The organism is Micromonospora sp. DH14, assembly GCF_029809455.1.
Taxonomy (GTDB): domain Bacteria; phylum Actinomycetota; class Actinomycetes; order Mycobacteriales; family Micromonosporaceae; genus Micromonospora; species Micromonospora parva.
The window spans coordinates 220,528-240,064 of the sequence record NZ_JARVKT010000004.1 but is presented as its reverse complement, the minus strand read 5'-3'; the positions used below and the strand labels follow the sequence as shown (position 1 = coordinate 240,064).

Here is a 19,537-nt window from a genome sequence, read left to right as displayed (position 1 = left end):
CGTAGTAGTGCCGCCGTCCGTGCATCGCCCTATCGCGCCGGCTGGTACACAGGCCGTTCAGCGGTGCGGGCTGCGGCCCAGAACGCCAACCATCTCGGCGTCGTGCCGATCGCGGTCACCCGGCGCGGAGCGCCAAGCCCGTCGCCGCCACCGGCCGTACCGGCAGTGCCCGCCGCCGTTCATCCAGACGGGCAGGCGGATCTCGGACAGTGCGATGCTCCTGAGCTGCTCTGATCCGCAGGATGCCGGGTAGCCCCCGGTCGCACCGGCGTCAGTCAGCCGCCGTCGCCGGCTGCTGGACGATCGGAGATGCTCATGACCAGCCCGTTGGGCTCGCGGCGGCACTGTCCCAGCGATGATGTCCGGCGGCTGCACGCCGCGTTGCTGCGGATGCCCGTCGACATCGCCACCGACGAACTCGTCGACGCCCGGTACGGGCCGACCACCCGCCGCGGAGTGGCCGAACTCCAACGGGCGCACAAGCTGCCGGTGACCGGCGTTGTGGACGGGGCGACCCGGGACGTGGTGCAGATGGTGCTGGCCGAGCCGCCGTCCCGGTTCGTGGTGGTGGGCCGGGTGCGGTGGGCCGACGGGCGGCCGGCGAACGCGCTGACGGTCGGCGCGTTCGACCGGGACCTGCGGCACGCCGAGCAACTTGGCGAGGCGAGCACCGGGGACGACGGGCTGTATCGCGTCGACTATTCGCGCGACCAGTTCACCCGCTCCGAGAAGCAGTCCGCTGACCTGTTCGTCCGGGTGTCGGCCGGCGATCGTCTCCTGTCCGACCCGCCGCTGGGCGCGGTGCTGTTCAACGCCCCCGAGCTGGCCGTGCTCACTGTGGACCTGTCCGGGGGCGGGGAGCGGGAACGCAGTGAGTACGAGCGGATCCTCGCCACGATCGTCCCGTTGCTCGGCGAGGTGCTGTTGTCCGAGCTGCGGCAGGACGACGAGGCCGAGGACGTGACGTTCCTGGCCGCGGAGACCGGACTGCCCGCGACGGCGCTGGCGCACTTCGGTGTGGCGCAGAAGCTGGCCGCGTCGTACAAGCTTCCGGCGGTGTTCGGTTACGCGCTGCTCGCCGAGCGGACGCTGTTGACCGCGAGTCGTACCGGCGCCGCGCTGGCCCGGTTCGACGTCGATCTGAACACCGAGCTGCGGCCGCTGTACTACGACATCGCCCTGCTCGACGAGGACACCGTCCGCAACGCCGTCGCCGACGCCGTGCGCCACCGGTACGTCCCCAAGGACCTGCTCGGCGAGCTGGACCGGATCCTCGAGATGCTGGCCCGGGTGCGGTCGGAGGCCGAGGAGTACGTCGCGCAGGAACGGCCGAAGGTGTTGTACGGGCGGGTGGAGCGGTTCCTCGTCGACGGGGCGCACGAGCGGGTGCAGAGTCTCCTCGCCACCGACGCCGCCGGTGACCTGCCCGGGCTGATCGCCCGGCTGGCCGACGCGGCGGTGTTTCCCGACCGGTCGGTCGCCGAGGCGGCTGGCGCGGCGAGCGTGCTGGCCGACGTGCTGGGCTACGACGAGGCGATCGTCGACCGGGTCCGCCACCGCGAGGGGATCGAGCGGACGGCCGACGTACGCCGGCTGGCCCGGCTGGCCCCGGCGGACTGGCGCCGGGTGTTGGGGGACAGCACCGCTGATGTCCGGGTCGCCGGTCAGCCGGTCCGGCCGGAGCTGATCGACCTGCACGCCGGAGCGCTGGCCCGCAAGCTGGAGCGGCGCTATCCCACCACGGCCTTCACCGCGCAGCTCGAACGCGATGCCGGCGCCACGGTCGGGACCGCAGCCGACGCCGACCCGGCAGCCGACGCCACGGGCGGGCGGGCCGACGGCGGTGACGAGCGGGCCAGCGTGGCGGAGCGCGCCTTCGGTGGGCACCGGGACGCGGTGCTCGAACTGCTCACCGCGAACCCGGATTTCGACCTCGCGACCGGCAACGTGGAGGGGCTGCTGCGTGACCACCCGGCGCGGTTGCGCACCGGGCGACCGGCGCTCAAGGCCGCGCAGCGGATCTTCAAGCTGGCGCCGACCTACCGGCAGACCACGGCGTTGCTGGCGGCCAACGTGCCGTCGGCGGCCCGGATCCACGCCCTCGGCGAGACCCGGTTCGTGGCCACCGCCGTGGACACCGGCCGGTTCACCGACGAGCAGGCCCGGTCGGTGTATCGCCGGGCGGTGGACGTGCACGTGGCGAGCGGGCTGCTGGCCGGCGAACTCCAGAGCGCGGCGCGGGCGCTGCCGGTCCAGGCGTTGGGCGGTTCGGCGGCTCCGGACCTCACCCCGGTCAGCGCCGACTTTCCCAACCTGGCCAGCCTGTTCCGGCTCGCCGACTCCAGCTACTGCGAACCGTGCCGCAGTGTGCACAGCGCCGCCGCGTACCTGGTGGACGTCCTTCAGTTCCTCGGCAACCGGCTGGTCACCGACGCCGACACGCCGGGTCCGGCCATCAAGGTCGCCCGGGATGTGTTGTACGGCCGCCGGCCGGACCTCGGTGACCTGGATCTGAGCTGTGACAACACCGACCTTCCGCTGCCCTACCTGGACGTGGTGTGTGAGCTGCTGGAGGAGGCGGTGGCGCCGGACGCCGGCCTGGCGTTCGCCGGCCCGCTCAGCGGCGGCGTCGATCCGGTGGAGGCGCCGTCGGCCGGGCTGCTGAGTCTGTTGCAGGGCCAGGGTTGGCCGTTCACCGACCGGTCCCTGGTGTATGAGCCGGACCTGGCCGGGGCCCGCGTGGTACGGGACACCGACGTGGTGGCCAAGGCGACCCCGGACGGGTCCGGTGGGTGGTTGGTGCGCCGACTGCGCCAGAGCACCGGCACCGCGGCGGAGCTGGCGGCCGCGCCGCAGTACGTGAACGGTGCCGCCTACACCGTGCTGGCGGGCAGCCGGTACGCGTTCGCCCTGCCGTTCGACCTGGCGCACGAGGAGACCCGCAGCTACTTCGCCCAGTTCGAGATCCCCCGGGCCGACCTGATGCGGGCGCTGCGGCGGCCGATCGGCCCGAGCGACGAGGCCATCGCGGCCGAGGAACTGGGGATCAGCGAAGCACAGCGGAACCTGGTGGTGAATGCCGACCCGGGTGCGCAGGACGACATCTGGAACACCGCGCCGCTCGGCGCTCTGGGCGGCATCGCCCGGGTGGACAATTTCCTTCCCCGGGCGCGCCTGGACTATCGGGAGCTGACCGAACTGCTGGCGTTGGCCTGGGTCAATCCCGGGAACGTCATGTTCGTCAAGCACCTGGACACCGGGTCCGACCTCAGCACGAAGCGGATCCAGCAGCTCACCGACGCGCGCCTGGACCGGATCCACCGGTTCCTGCGCCTGCTGCGCGCGCCGGCCTGCGCCGGCTGGACGCCGCAGCTGCTGGACCGGGCGATCCGCGCCGACGCGCTGGGCGGTGGCGCCCTGGACGACGACTTCCTGGTCACGGTGGCGGCGCTGCACCGGCTGGCGGCGCGGCTCGGGCTGCCGTTGCCCGTGGTGGTCGACCTGTTCGCGCCGCTGGACGAGGCGCGGTACGCCGAGGTGTTCCGCAACGCGGCGAACGGCCCGGTCCTCGAGGCGTTCGAGCCGGCCAACGTGCTCGCCAACGAGCAGGCGGAGCTGACCACACCCGGCTCGGGTGCTCCGCTGTCGGCGCACGAGGCGTACCTGGCGACCTGCCTGGGTGCCACGACGGCGGACACCGCGCTGCTGGTGGCCGACCTGCCGGCCCCGGCGATCGTCAGCAACGCCAACCTGCACACGGTGTACGCCGGCACGCTGCTGTCCCGGGCGCTGGGGCTCACCGCCACCGAGTACCTGATCATGAAGGATCTGATCGGGTCGGATCCGCTCACCGCACCGGCCACCGCGTTGGCCTTCGTCGAGCGGTTCGACGCCGCCCGGGCCGGCACCGGCATCCGCCCGGCGGACCTGCGCTACCTGCTCCGGCACGAAGCCGACGACCTGGCCGTGCGGGACCTGCCGGACGAGACGTTGACGGCGGTGCTCACCGGGTTGCAGGCCGCATACCAGAGCGCTCACGCGAGCACCCGGCCCGCTGTCGACCCGGCGGCGCCGCCCGAGGAGAACCTGCCGGGGATGCGGGCCCTGCTGGCCACCGTGCCCGGAATGACCGAGGCGGACCTGGCCGGCTTCGTGTCCATCGTGGACGGCAGCTGGACCGATGTGGCGGTTACCCCGGCGCAGTTCGTCGACGCGAAGCTCGCCGCCCTGGTGGACACCACACCGATAACGGCGGCGATCGTGGCCAACCCCACCGAGGCCCAGCAGACCACGCTGCTGCTGGCCATCACCACGGCGCTGTCCAGCTACGCGTACACCCGTACCAAGCAGAAGCTGGCGACGACGGCGGTGGCCGACACCTTCGGGTTCTCGGCGGACGCCGCCGCCACGGTGCTGGCCGGTGCGGAGCTGACCCGGCCGCTGCTCGCGGTCCTCACCGACGACGCGCTGGTGGACCTGGTGAACGAGCCGCCGGCGCCGCCGGCGGTCACCCCGGCCGGGTTCGACGAGCAGCACCGGGCCCTGCGCCTGCTGCACGTGCTGAGCCGGCTCGTCGACCACCTGACGGTGCCCGACGCGGACCTCGGCTGGCTGCTGACGAACGCCGCGTCGCTCGGCTGGCTGGCCCCGGACCGGGTGCCGTACCAGACCGGCCGGCCACCGGCCCCGTTGGCCGACTGGATCCGGTTGGCCGCCGGGGTCGAGCTGGCCCGTACCTACCCGCCGGTGGCGAACCCGCTGGACGCGGCCGCGCCGTGGACGGTGCACGGGCTGTTCGACCTGGTCCTGGCGGCCGGCACCACCACCGCGCAGGTCCACACCCATCTGGCGCAGCTCGCTGGTTGGGACGTCACCACGCTGGCCGACCTGGACACCCACCTCGAACTGTCGGCGGCGAACCTCACCGCGTACCGGTCGCCGGTGACGATCCAGCGGTTGGCCGAGGCGCTCACGGTGCTACGCCGGCTGGGCCTGCCGGTAGCGGCGGCGGTGCCGCTGGGCCAGCCGGTCACCACGGCGGCAGGCGTGGCCACCATGCGGCAGGCCCTGAAGGCGCGGTACGCCGAGGCCGAGTGGCTCGGGGTGCTCCAAGGTGTGCAGGACCGGCTGCGGGTGGCCAAGCGCGACGCGCTGGTCGCGTACCTGCTGGCCGAGAACCCGGCGCTGCGCGACACCAACGACCTGTACGACAACTTCCTCATCGACGTCGAGATGGGCGCCTGCATGGCGACGTCGCGCATCGTGCAGGCGCACGCCACAGTGCAGTTGTTCGTGCAGCGCTGCCTGTTGGGACTGGAACCGGACAGCGTCGCAGCGGTCACCGAGGACCCGGGTTGGGAGCAGTGGGACTGGATGGCCAACTACCGGGTGTGGGAGGCCAACCGGAAGATCTTCCTGTACCCGGAGAACTGGATCCAGCCGGAGCTGCGCGACGACAAGTCGGAGTTGTTCAGCGAGCTGGACGACCAGTTGCAGCAGGACGAGCTGACCGACCTGGCGGTGGAGAACGCCACCATCGCGTACCTGGAGAAGCTGGACGACCTGGCGCACCTGGACGTGATGGCCTGCTACTACCAGCACGACAGGCATCTCATGCACGTGTTCGCCCGCACCCGGGGCGGCGACCCGGCGGTGTACTACCACCGGCAGTTCGAGCGGGAGCGGTACTGGACGCCGTGGCGGCGGGTGCCGCTGGACATCGCAGGCGACCACCTGCTCGCCTTCGACCGCAACAGCCGGCTCACACTGGCCTGGCCGGTCTTCACCGAGGAGACGGACACGGCGCAGACCTCCCAGATTCCGGACCCGGACGGCATCCCGCCGGGCGGCACGGAGACGGACCGGCCGCGCCGGCGGTGGCGGATCCAGCTGGCCATCGGTGAGCGGGCGCAGGACCGCTGGCAGCCGAAGAAGATCTCCAAGGACGCGCTGTACTACCCCGCCAGCGGCTACCAGGAGGACCTGCCCTCGGCGAACGAGTTCACCTGCTTCGCGTACGCGGCCGGGGAGGCCGGCCAGGCGATCAGCGTGCTCACCGGCGTCGAGTTCGTCGGCTCGTTCGCGCTGACCGGCTGCCGGGGCTATCCGGAGCCGATGCCGGGCGGCGGTTCCGGCAGCCTGCTGCTGTCGCCGGTGTTCAAGGACACCAAGCTGCTGGCCGAACGGTTCACCGAGCTGGTCTCCCGGACGCAGAACGACCTGGCGATCAGCACTCCGCTGATGGGCACGTACCAGACGTTGGTGGCGCAGACGCCCGGCCGGTTCCGGGTGACGTACCCCATGCAGATGTCGTTGCTCGACTGGATCATCATGCTGCTGGGGATCTGGCAGAACGCCCGGGGTATCCAGGACCGCCGGCCGGTGCTGCCACTGGGCACCCTGATGCCGTACTTCTACGGCGACTACGACCGCGGTTACGTGATCATCCCGGGCTTCTACGACCGGCGCGCCGAGGACCCGACGGACCGGATCGAGAAGACGTACAGCGACGTGGACCAGTTCGTCCGCGACGTGCTGGCGCTGCTCACCGAGTACCTGCGCCGGTACGCCGAGGACCCGGCGCACGACCTCGCCGCCGCCGTGCAGGCGATGACCCAGGACGCCGAGTACCACCGGCTGGTCGCCGAGTTCAAGGTCTACGACACCCTGTCGTACGGGGTGAAGTTCGCGAACTTCTACCACCCGCTGCTGTGTTTCCTCCGGGCCACCGTCTACCGCTCGGGCGTGTCGGCGTTGCTGAGCCGGAGCACCCAGCTCACCAACACGGGGTTCGACTTCGCCGCCACCTACCAGCCGCAGCCGGTGGTCGTGTCGCCGTACCCGGTGGAGGACCTGGACTTCGCCGCGGACGGCGCGTACGCGGGCTACAACTGGGAGCTGTTCTACCACCTGCCGTTCGACATCGCGATGCGGCTCAACCGGGACCAGCGCTTCGCCGAGGCGCGCAACTGGTTCCACCACATCTTCAACCCGGTCGGCACGGCCGACGGCGCCACGGCCCCGCAGAAGTACTGGGTCACCAAGCCGTTCTTCCAGACCGGAGCGCCCGAGCTGATCAGCCAGCGGATCGGCGACATTCTCACGGCGATCGCGGCGGACCCGTCGGGGGCCAGCATCACCGACCTGAAGTTCGCTGTGGAGCAGTGGCGGGCGAAGCCGTTCAACCCGCACGTGGTGGCCCGCAGCCGGCCGGTCGCCTACCAGCTGGCCGTGGTGCTCGGCTACCTGAAGAACCTGGTCGACTGGGGTGACCAGTTGTTCCGGCAGTTCACCAGGGAGTCCGTCACCCAGGCGACCCAGCTCTACATCCTGGCCGACAAACTGCTCGGGCCGAAGCCGAGTGTGGTGCCGCCGCTGGTCACTCCGGCTCCGGCCACCGTCAACCAGCTCCAGGCCTCTGTGGACCTGTTCGGCAACGCGCTGCTGGACCTGGAGAACCTGATCCCCGACCTGGACCTGCTGCCGCACGGCGGGGCCGAACTGCCCAGCCCGTTGAGCTACTCGGCGCTGTACTTCTGCGTCCCGCCCAACGAGGAGATGCTCCGGCTGTGGGATCTGATCGCCGATCGGCTGTTCAAGATCCGCAACTGCCAGAACATCGACGGGGTGGAGAGCATGCTCGCCCTGTTCTCACCGCCGATCGACCCGGGGGCACTGGTCCGGGCCGCCGCCGCCGGCATGTCCGTCTCGTCGTTCCTGGCCGGGCTCGGCGCACCACTGCCGAACTACCGCTTCCGGGTACTGGCCCAGAAGGCCACCGAACTCGTCGGGTACGTCGGCGAGCTGGGCGGCGGGCTGCTCGCGGCCATGGAGAAGCGCGACGCCGAGCAACTCGCCCGGCTGCGCGCCGGCCAGGAGATCGCCCTGCTCGACGCGGTACGGGCGGTCAAGCTCGCCACCATCGCGGAGGCCGAGGGCAACGTCGCGGCCCTGGAACTGAGCCGCAAGGTGGTGGAGGAGCGGCAACGCTACTACGCCGGCCGGCCGTACATGAACGCCTGGGAGATCACCGCCACGGCGCTGTCGGGGGTGTCGCTGCTCGGCGAGGCCGCGATCGCGGTGGGCTACATCCTGTCCGGCGGGCTGAAGCTGATACCTGACTTCACCACCGGCGGCGCCGGCTTCGGTGGCTCACCCACAGTGACCCTCACCATCGGCGGGGACAAGGCCGGCGCCGCCGCCGATTCGGCGGTGATGACCCTGGAGGCGATCGCCCGGGCGCTGGACAAGGCCGCCGGGATGGCCGCCAACCAGGGTGGCTACCGCCGCCGGATGGACGACTGGGAACACCAGGCGGCGCTGGCCGGCCTGGAACTGACCCAGCTCGACCAGCAGATCCTCACCGGGCGGCTGCACGTGGCGATGCTCACCGACGAGTTGGCGGCGCACGACCGGGAAGCCGACAACGCCCGGGCCACCGAGGAGTACCTGCGCGGCAAGTACACGAACACCGAGCTGTACCAGTGGATGGTGAGCCGGGCCAGTTCCGTCTACTTCGGGGCGTACCAGCTCGCCTTCGACGTGGCGAAGAAGGCCGAGCGGTGCTTCGCGCACGAGCTGGGCAGCGAGGCCACGTTCCTGCAACCCGGCTACTGGGACAGCCTGCGCAAGGGACTGACCGTGGCCGACGCGCTGCGCCACGACCTGAAGCGGATGGAGGTGGCCTACCTCGACCGGCACAGCCGCGAGCGCGAGCTGACCCGACACGTCTCGCTGGCACAGCTCGACCCGGCCGCGCTGATCGAGCTGCGGGCCACCGGCAGTTGCCTGATCAACGTGCCGGAGGCGCTGTTCGACCTGGACCACCCGGGCCACTACTTCCGCCGGCTGCGTACCGTCAGCCTGTCCATTCCGTGCGTGGCCGGCCCGTACACCCCGGTCACCGCGAAGCTCTCCCTGATCGCCAACCGGTACCGGACCGGCACCGCGGCCCGGCAGGGCGCCACCAGCGCCAAGGACAAGTACACCGAGGTGCCCGGCGACGACCGGTTCGCGTACAACGTGGGCGGAATCGAGTCGATCGCCACCAGCAGCGGCCTCAGCGACAGCGGCATGTTCGAGCTGAACTTCGCCGACGACCGCTACCTGCCGTTCGAGGGCAAGGGCGCAGTCGGCACCTGGCGGCTGGAACTGCCGACGGCGGTCCGCCAGTTCGACTACGACACCATCAGCGACATCATCCTGCACCTGCGGTACACCGCCCGCGACGGCGGCTCGACACTGCGCGGCCTGGTCGAGGACTCCCTGCGAGAGGTGCTCAACGAGATGCTGGTCGACGCCGGCCGGACGGGCCTGTACCAGGCCTACAGCCTGCGCCACCAGTTCCCGGACGAATGGTGGCAGCTCACCCAGCAGCAGAGCACCGAGCTGACCATCGGCCCGGAGCACCTGCCGTACCTGGCCCGCGACCACCAGCCGGTGGTGGACCAGATGACCTGGTACGCCCGGGTGGACGGTGATCCCGGGACGTACGACCTCACCGTGGCCGGTGACCCGGTGACGTTGAACCGGGACGACGACCTGCACCAGTGTGTGGGCCAGTCCGACCCGCTGGTGCTCGGCGCCCCGGTCACGCTGGCGGCCGACCCGGACGGCCTCACCGACCTGGTCCTCCTGCTGCACTACCGGCTCGACGGCTGAGGGGGCGGCGTGACGACCAGCTATCCGGTCGGCGGCGGATCGTGGGGGCCGGGGCCCGGCTCCCGGTGGCGCGGCTCCGCCGACCCGACCGGCGCGGGCGCTCCCGACGCGGCGGGTGGAGCGTTCGGACCGGGCGGGCCGACGGCCGACGCGGCCGGCACCGGCGCACCGCCGGCCGGTCAGGGCGCGGCCGGGCCAGGGCTCGGCGGACCGGCGATCAGCCTGCCCACCGGCGGCGGCGCGATCCGGGCCATCGGCGAGACCTTCGCCGCCCACCCGGTCACCGGGACCGGCGGCATGTCGGTGCCCATCCCGGTCAGCGGCAGCCGGTCCGGGTTCCAACCCGACCTGACGCTCAGCTACGACTCGGGCGCCGGGAACGGCCCGTTCGGCCTCGGCTGGCAGCTGCCCGTGCCGGCCATCAGCCGGCGCACCGACCGCGGCCTGCCCCGCTACGACGACACCGACACCTTCCTGCTGTCCGGCGAGGACGACCTCATCCCGGTGCCCGGCGGCACCCCGGTCGCCGGCCACACGGTGCAGCGGTTCCGGCCGAGGACCGAGGGGGCGTTCGCCCGGATCGAGCGGTGGACCCGGGACTCCGACGGTGACGTGCACTGGCGCACGGTGTCCGGGGCGAACCTGCTGGCCGTGTACGGCCGCGACGGCGACTCCCGGATCGGCCGGGGCGCGAAGGTGCACACCTGGCTGCTCTGCGAGACCCGGGACGACCGGGGCAACGCCGTCACCTACACCTACAAGGCCGAGGACACCACCGGCCTGGACCTGGACCGGCCACACGAACGGCACCGCACCGACCGGCACACCAACCGCTACCTCAAGTCGGTGCGCTACGGCAACGTGGTGCCGCTGCTGGACGCCGACGGTCGACGCCCGGTGGACCTGACGCCGGCCCAGGTCGCCGACGCCGGCTGGTTGTTCGAGGTGGTGTTCGACTACGGCGAGCACGACCCGGACGACCCGCGCCCGGCTGACACCGGGGACTGGACCTGCCGTCCGGACCCGTTCTCCACCTATCGCCCGGGATTCGAGGTCCGCACCTACCGGCTGTGCCGCCGGATCCTGATGTTCCACCACTTCCCAGACGAGCCGGAGGTGGGCGCGGACTGCCTGGTGCGCGCGGTGGAGCTGGAATACGCCGCCGGTCCGGTGCTGTCCACCCTGGTCGAGGTGACGCAGCGCGGCTACGCCCCGGCCGTCGGCGGCGGGCACACCAGCGCCGCCCTGCCCCCGGTGACCTTCGAGTACACCCCGGCCACCATCGCAGCGACCACCCGGGAACTGGACCGGGACAGCCTGGCGAACCTGCCGGCCGGTGTGGACGGGCGGACCGAGCTGTGGGTGGACCTGGACGGGGAAGGACTCGCCGGGGTGCTGACCGGGCACGAGGGTGCCCTCTACTACCGGCCGAATCTCGGCGCCGGCCGGATCGGCCCGGTCGCCGCGCTGCCCACCGTGCCGTCGCTGACCGACCTGGCCGGCGGACGCCAGCAACTGGTCGACGTGAACGGGGACGGGCGGATCGAGCTGGTCCAACTCGGCACCGCCCCGGCGGGCTTCGTCCGCCGCACCGACGACGCCGGCTGGTCCGACCTGCAACCGTTCCGCGAGTTGCCCGCCGTCGACTGGGCCAGCCCCGACCTGCTGCTGCTGGATCTCACCGGGGACGGCCGGCCCGACCTGCTGCTCACCGGGGACACCGTGCTGACGTGGCACGAGTCGCTGGCCGAGGCGGGGTACGGCCCGGCGCGATCCGCGCTCTGGCCCGCCGACGAGGATCGCGGCCCACGGCTGCTGCGCTCCGACGACCGGCAGAGCGTCTTCCTCGCCGACATGTCCGGCGACGGCCTCACCGACCTGGTCCGGGTCCGCGACGGATCCGTCTGCTACTGGCCCAACGTCGGCTACGGGCGGTTCGGCGCCAAGGTCGAGATGGACGACGCGCCGTGGTTCACCGGGCAGGACGAGTTCGACCCCGCCCGGGTGCTCCTCACCGACGTGGACGGCACCGGCATGATGGACCTGTGCTACCTGGGCCGACGGGAGATCCGGCTCTGGTACAACCAGTCCGGCAACAGCTGGTCCGCCCCCGCCGACCTGCCCGACCTGCCGCATGTCACGCCCGACTCGACGGTGACGGTGACCGACCTGCTGGGCACCGGCACCGGCTGCCTGGTCTGGTCGTCGCCGCTGCCCGGCGACGCCACCGGTCCGGTGCGTTACCTGGACCTGGCCGCCGACGGCAAGCCCCACCTGCTCAGCCGGGTGGTGAACAACCTGGGCGGCGAAACCACCATCCGGTACGCCGCCTCCACCGCCTTCCACCTCGCCGACCGGCGAAACGGCCAGCCGTGGGTCACCCGGCTGCCGTTCCCGGTGCAGGTCGTCGAGCGGGTGGAACAGGTCGACCGGATCGCCGGGACCCGGCTGGTCACCGGCTACCGCTACCACCATGGGCACTACGACGGCGTCGAGCGGGAGTTCGCCGGCTTCGGCATGGTCGAGCAGTTCGACGGCGAGTCGTTCGTGGACCACGTGCTCGGCGTCGAGGCGGTCGACGGGAATCAGGACACCTCGCCCGAGCTGTTCCAGCCACCGGTCACCACGAAGACCTGGTACCACACCGGAGCCCCGGTCGACCTGTCCGCCGAGTGGTACGCCGGCCGGCACCTGCCCACCGTGGAGCTGCCGGTCGGAGTCTCCGCCGCGGAGCTGCGGGAGAGCCTCCGGGCGCTGCGCGGCCTGCCGCTGCGGCAGGAGGTGTACTCGTACGACGGCACTGCCGCGCAGGAACACCCGTACGGGGTGGTCGAGCAGACGTACGAGGTGCAGCGGCTGGACGCGCGGGTGTTCGTCGCCGTCGAACGGGAGGCGGTCAGCCTCTCCTATGACCGGGAGCCGGATGAGCCCCGGATCAGCCACCGGCTCAACCTGGTCCTCGGCCCGTACGGCACCGTCGTGCAGGCCGCCGCGGTGGTCTACGGCCGCACCACCCCCGACCCGGACCTGCCCGCCGAGGTGACTGCCGAGCAGCGGCGCCGCCACGTCACGTACGGCGAGCAGAGCTACACCCCGGACATCGACGACACGGTGCCCGTGCCGGCGTACCGGATCCGCACCGCGTACGAGGCGGTCGGCCACGAACTGACCGGGCTGGCCCCGGCCGGCCTGCTGTTCACCCGCGCCGAACTGCTCGCCGGGATCGCAACGGCCACCCCGATCGGGTACGAGGTGGTGGCCGACGGCCTCAGCGCGCAGCGGCGGTTGCTGTCCCGGTCACAGGTGCGGTTCCGGGACAACGCGTTGGCGCCGCTGCCGGCCGGGCAGTGGGACAGCCTGGGGTTGGGACACCAGACGTACCAGCTCGCCTTCACGCCGGCCGCGCTGGCTGCCGGCTACGGCACGGCAGTCACCGGCGCGGACCTGGCCGCCGCCGGATACGTGCAGCTCGACGGCGGCCCGGACTGGTGGATCCCCTCGGGCGAGCTGCGCTATCCCGCCGATGCGGCCGCGCACTTCTACCTGTCCAACGGGGCCCGGGACGCGCTCGGCCTGGCGACGGCGGTCACCTTCGACGACTACCACCTGCTCACCGAGCGGGTGACCATCGACCAGGCGGCCTGGTCGGTCACCACCGCCGTCAACGACTACCGGGTGTTGGGCCCGAGCCTCGTCACCGACCCGAACGGGCAGCGCCGCGCGGTGCGCTACGACGAGTTGGGCCGGGTGGTGGCCTCGGCGCTGCTCGGGCGGCCCGGCGCCGGGGACGGTGACACGCTCGACGATCCGACGTTGACGTTCACCTACGACCCGTTCAACTGGATGGTCAACGGCCAGCCCGCCTACAGCCGGGGCCTGCACCGGGAACGGCACGGCCCGACCAACACGCGCTGGCTGGAGAGTTACGAGTACAGCACCGGCACCGGTGGGGTGGCGATCACCAAGTCGCGGGTGCATCCCGGCAGGGCCCTCGAGGTGGGGGAGGACGGGGTGGCCGTCGAGGTGGACGCCGACCCACGCTGGGTCGGCACCGGCCGCACGGTGGTCAACAACAAGGGCAACCCGGTGAAGCGGTACCAGCCCTACTTCAGCACCACCCACGAGTACGAGGACGCGGCGGCGCTGCGCGAGATCGGCGCCACCGCGATCCGGTACTACGACCCGTTGGGTCGGGCCGTGCTGACCCGGTATCCGGACGGAACCCTCAGCCGGGTCGAGTCCACTGCCTGGTCGAACCGGTTGTTCGACGCCAACGACACGGTGCTCGACAGCCAGTGGTACGCCGAGCGGGGCAGCCCTGCCGTCTCCGATCCGGAACCGGTCGACCCGGCCGTCCGCGCCGCGTGGCTCGCCGCCGCGCACGCCGACACGCCGTCCGTGGTCCACTTCGACAGCCTGGGTCGGGCCGTCTACTCGGTGGCCGACCGGGGCGCCGGTCAGCGCTTCGGCGTACGCACCACCGGAGACCTCACCGGCCGGTCCTCGGACGGGTACGACGCGCTGGGTCGGCACATCGCCAGCGCGGCCACCGCCATGCACGGCGCGGGGGTGCGCTCGTGGAGCGCGGAGAAGGGCGAACGGTGGGTGTTCCAGGATGTGCTCGGCGGGGTGCGCCGGATCTGGGACGAACACGGTCGGACGTTCCGCACGACGTACGACGCCCTGCACCGGCCGGTGGGCGTGTACGTCACCGAGTCCGCCGGCGCGGAGCGCTGCGTGCAGTACGTGGTCTTCGGCGACCGGCACCCGGACGCGGCGACGCTGGGCCTGCACGGCGTGCCCTATCTCGTGTTCGACCAGGCGGGCCAGGTGCGGGTCCCCGCTGTCGACTTCAAGGGCAACCCGCGGCGGGCCGAACGCAGGCTCGCCACCGATGACGTCGCGGGCCCGGACTGGTCGCCGGTGGCCGCCGCGCCCGACCACGCCGCGCTGCTGGCCGCCGCGGCGCCGCTGCTGGAGAGCGAGGTCTTCGGCACCGCCGCCGAGTACGACGCGCTCAACCGCCCAACACTGGTCACCCTGCCCGACGCCACCGAGCTACGACCGACCTACCTTGAGGGCGGCATGCTGGGCCGGCTCACCGCGCGGCTGCGTGGCCAGGGCGCGGAGGTGGAGTTCCTGTCCGAGCAGGACTACGACGCGCTGGGCCGGCGGCGGTTCGCCCGGCACGGCAACGGCCTGGTCACCGAGTACTTCTACGACCCGATGAGCTTCCGGTTGGAGCGGCTGCTCACCGCCGGGGTACGCGACCTGCGCTACACGTACGACCCGGTGGGCAACCTGACCCGGGTGGCCGAGCCGGGCGCGCCCACCTTCTTCGCCAACGCGGCGGTGCCGGCCGGCAGCGACTACGCGTACGACCCGCTCTACCAGCTGGTCCGGGCGAGCGGGCGGGAGCTGGCCGGGGCGCCGAACGACGCGATCCGCGACCACACCGACGTGCCGCCGGCCGGCAGCCTCACCGACGCCGGGGCGGTACGTGCCTACACCGAGGAGTACGAGTACGACCCGCTCGGCAACCTCACCGTGCTCCGGCACCGCTTCCGGACGCAGGCCGGGGTGGGTGCCGGCTGGACCCGGCACCACCGGTACGCGTACCAGGACGACCCGGCCGACGCCACGAACCGACTGGCCGCCACGAGCGTCCCCGGTGACGCCGAGGGTGGCCCCTACTCGGCCGGGTACGCGCACGACGCCGTCGGCAACCTGACCGTCATGCCGCACCTGCCGGCGCTGGAGTGGAACGTCCGTGACCAGCTCAGCCGGGTCGACCTCGGCGGCGGCGGTGAGGCCCGGTTCGTCTACGCCGCGAGCGGGCAGCGGCTGCGCAAGATCGTGGACCGGCCGGGCAGCGTCCAACTGGAATGGATCTTCCTGGGTGCGGTCACCGTGTTCCGGCGGCGCAACCGGGTCACCGGCACCCTCCAGCACGAGCGCTGGACCACCACGATCGCCGACGACACCGGCCCGGTCGCCCAGGTGGACGTCAAGACCGTCGACGTCGGCGGCTTCGACCCGGCCAACCCGCTCGGCGTTCCGCTGATCCGTTACCAGCTCACCAACCACCTCGGCTCGGCCGCGCTGGAGACCGACGCGGCCGGGGTGATCATCTCCTACGAGGAGTACCACCCGTACGGCACTACCGCGTACCGGTACGGCCGGCCGGGCGTCGACCTCAGCCTGAAGCGGTACCGCTTCGGCGGGCACGAGGCGGACGACGAGACCGGCTTCTGCTATGCCGGGGCGCGGTACTACGTGCCGTGGCTGGGCCGGTGGGCGAGCACCGACCCGGGTGGCTTCGTCGACGGGGGCAACCTGTTCCGGTACTGCCGCAACAATCCGGTCGGGATGGCCGACCCGGCGGGGTTCAAACCCATCACGGTCAAGGGGCCGGAGACCCACGACATCTCCATCTCGGAGCCCCACTTCACCGGATCCGAGAACCCCACGGTGGAGGACTTCCGCCGCTATCTCAGCAGCCACGGCGCGACGCTCGATCCCCGGATCAACAACAAGAACTCGGTCATCTACTACCAGCCCAACGTCACCCTCAACCTGGAGGGGGGCACCTGGTCCGAGCACCCGGGCGGCACCTGGGTGCTGCACGCCGTACTTCCGCCGCCGGCACCGCCGAAACCGAAGCCGGCGCCGCCTCCGCCCCCGCCGGAGCCCCCACCGGCCGAGCCGCCACCACCCGCACCGGCTCCGCCACCCGAACCGCCGCCGGCCGCGCCGCCGGCCGACCCCGGCGGCGAGACGCCGGCCGCACCCGGCGTCACCGGTGGCGCCGCCGCGCACACCGCGCCCGCCGCCGAGAAGTTCATCTGGAACTTCAAGTTCAAGGGCGGCCGGGGGACGTTCCGCGGCAACATCCTCGAATGGCTGTACGGCATGCCGTGGCGCGACAACACGGCGGACTTCGACCTGGAGACCGCGACCACCGTCAAGCAGATCAAGTCGACCGACGTGTACGACAAGGCCGGTGACATCGCCCGGGCGGCGACCCGGGACGCGGACGCCGCGATCCAGGCCAACCCGAGCGGCACCATGGCCGGCAAGCGGTCCCAGGCCGTCATCATCACCGAGACCGACGCGCCGGCCAGCGTGGGAAACGCGATCCGCACGGCGACCAACCCGGGACGGGGACGGAAGATCCCGGCCACCGCCACGGCGCCGGAGCACGTGCGCGGACTGCCGGGCCGGACCGGCATGGCCGGCAAGGGGCTCAGCGTCGTCGGGTTCGGCCTGTCGGCGTTCGCCCTGTGGGGTGACTACCAGCAGGGCGACTGGGAGATGGGCGTCGGTGACGCGCTCGGCGCGGTCGGCGGTGGCCTGGAGTTGTACGCCATCGCCGTGCCGGGCGCCACGGTCGCCACCGTCAGCGCGATGACCGCCGGACTGGTGATCGGTGGCATCGGTCTGGCCGCCGTCTCGTACGTCAGCATGAACCGGGCCGCCGAGGCTGGCGACACCCCGGGGGTGGTGGCCGGCGCCGTCGGCATCGGCGCGGGTCTGGCCATCGCCGCTGGTGCCATCGGCGTCGCGGCCGGCAGCGTGGTGATCGCCCCGGTCGTGCTCGCGGTCGGCATCGTCGCCGCCATCGGTGTGGGGATCTTCCACGCCGGCCGCTACTTCGACTGGTGGTGACCGACGGCGCGTACCGGGACGCGCGCGGCCGAGGGTCTAGGCCCGGAACCGTCGCCTACGGGCGGCGACGGTTCCGGGCGCGGGCATTGACGTTCTTGACAGGCTCCAGATAGTACGGTTAACATCACCGAAACCTTGTTAGCGCTAACAGCTGCCCGTCGCTGATCCTCGCTCGCTGGGCGAGACCGAGCCCATGAACGTGCGCGCTGAGCGCCCAGCTGGTCGAGCGGACCCGCCTTCTCCCACCCTTCTCGGCTATTCGAAGGGTGCCTCACACCCAGCAACCGACCACGTGAAGTCGGTTGTCCGAAAATCGGGCGACGCCGTTTGTTGTTAGCGCTATCACGACCAGAAGGAAGGTGGGACCTGATGGTTATCGAGAGGACCGCCGGGAAACGACGTCGAGGGTTGGCAGCCATTGGCCTCGCTCTCCTGGTGGGAATTGGGGTGGGTCAACTGGCACCGATCGTGCCGGCCGCGGCGGAGAAGCCCGTGCCGTCGGCACCGCCGGGCGTCGGACCGCAGACCCCGTCCGCCAAGGTGCCACTGGCCGGTGTCGACATGGCCCAGACGTACGTCAACCCGATCAACCTGCCGGGGATGGCGGTGCGCAACATCGTGGGGACGATGCCACCCACCGACGCGAACGTCGCGAACACGTCGCAGATCCCGGCCAGCTTGAACCTGGAGACGTGGACGGCAGCGTCCGGGCGGACGCTGGCGGGCCGATCCACAGTTGGCTTCAGCAGGATCTCGGAGAACTCCGCCCGGACCGGGGCGGACTGGTCCGCGCTGAACGTCGACGGGACCATCTACCTCTACGCGTCAGGTGCCATGCAGAACGCACCGAACAACAACCGCACCGTCTGGTCCACCACCGACTACCTCACGTGGACACCCCACCAGATGAACCTGGGCCTGGTCGCGCCGACCGTCGTCCAGCTCGGCGACAAGTTCTACATGGCCGGCAACAACACGCCGGTCTATCAGGCCGACTCGCCCACCGGGCCGTGGACCAGCATGGGCAACTTCCTGCGCCCGACCGGCCAGACCCTGAGCGTCGGCGACGTGCAGTTCTTCCCGGACACCGACGGTCGGCTGTATCTGACGTACAACATCGGCTCACCGATCATGGGCGCCGAACTCGACCCGAACAATCCTCGCCAGCTCATCAGCGACCCGGTCGTGCTCTGGACTTTCGACCCGCGCCAGGAGTGGCAGCACATCGGTGACAACAAGGCCACCTACACGCACGGGTACGTGGAGGGCTCGCAGCTGTTCAAGGTGGGGGACACCTACTACCTCTCGGTCGCGTCCGGCGGCACGGAGTTCACCACGTACGCGACCGGCGTGATGACCTCGGACAAACCGCTTTCCGGATTCAAGGTCACCCAGCAGAACCCGATCGGCTACGGGAACAACCACCCGAGTGCGGTGTACCCGAACGCCGGGCACGGCAGCTTCGTCCTCGACAACTCCGGAAACCTGGTGTTCTTCTACACCTATGTCATCGCCTACGAGGAGTTCTTCGAGCGGCGACTGGGCATGGACGTCTGCACCGTGATTCCCGCCGGTCCGAAACGGGGAGCGATCGACTGCGAGTTGTCCAACACGCCGCAACTGGCCCCGGGGAAGAAGATCTCGGGCCGGGACGATGTCGGGCTCTACAACGTGGCCACCAACAGCCAGGCGTACTGGGCAAGCAGCTATGCCCCCGGGCGTAACCCGTACTACGGATCGGACCGTTCCCTCTCCACGTGGTGGGAGCCGGCGGACAGCGACGCCGCGCCCACGTACATCAGGGGCTTCGGGACCGTCTTCCACATCTCCGCCGCGCAGATCCAGTGGAAGGAGCTCGGGCGCACGTTCACCAGTGACAACGCGGTGCGGTACACGCTGGAGTACAAGGACATCCCCACCAACACGTGGCGGCCCCTGGTCGACAGGAGCACGAACACCACCGCGTACACGGCTGACTACGTCACCTTCGACCGGGTGCTGACGAACGCGGTCAGGCTGAAGGTCCTGGGTACGACCGAGAACGTCAAGGTCGGCGTCCACGAACTCAACGTGTTCGGCGAGAACTACAACCTGGCCGTCTCGAAGGGCATGATCACTCCGTAGTCCGGTCGCGGGCCGAGCACGAGGGGAGCGGGCGGGATGATCCCGCCCGCTCCTTCCCGCGCCACCCCTCAGCGGTGCGGGTTCC

Annotated in this window: 3 protein-coding genes; all 3 read left to right on the top strand. The window is 71.3% G+C overall.

Features of this window, described 5'->3' with window-relative positions; all coding sequences use genetic code 11:
- The first annotated feature begins 315 nt into the window (after positions 1–315).
- The 3 genes from QCZ28_RS08440 (at position 316) to QCZ28_RS08430 (ending at position 19,452) form a co-directional block, all read left to right on the top strand.
- Positions 316–9,660, top strand: a complete 9,345-nt coding sequence (locus QCZ28_RS08440; RefSeq protein ID WP_279516048.1) for a neuraminidase-like domain-containing protein — start codon at positions 316–318, stop codon at positions 9,658–9,660.
- 9 nt (positions 9,661–9,669) lie between these two features.
- Positions 9,670–17,328: a SpvB/TcaC N-terminal domain-containing protein gene (locus QCZ28_RS08435; RefSeq protein WP_279516047.1), complete on the top strand. Its 7,659-nt coding sequence runs from the start codon at positions 9,670–9,672 to the stop codon at positions 17,326–17,328.
- Between the two features lie 369 nt (positions 17,329–17,697).
- Positions 17,698–19,452 carry a family 43 glycosylhydrolase gene (locus QCZ28_RS08430; RefSeq protein ID WP_279516046.1) on the top strand — a complete coding sequence of 585 codons (1,755 nt, stop codon included), beginning with the start codon at positions 17,698–17,700 and terminating at the stop codon, positions 19,450–19,452.
- Positions 19,453–19,537: the final 85 nt, after the last annotated feature.

What these genes read in the sequence shown, in the direction of transcription:
- QCZ28_RS08440 (WP_279516048.1), top strand. Translation starts at nt 316, where the DNA reads ATGACCAGCCCGTTGGGCTCGCGGCGGCACTGTCCCAGCGATGATGTC.
- QCZ28_RS08430 (WP_279516046.1), top strand. Translation starts at nt 17,698, where the DNA reads ATGGTTATCGAGAGGACCGCCGGGAAACGACGTCGAGGGTTGGCAGCC.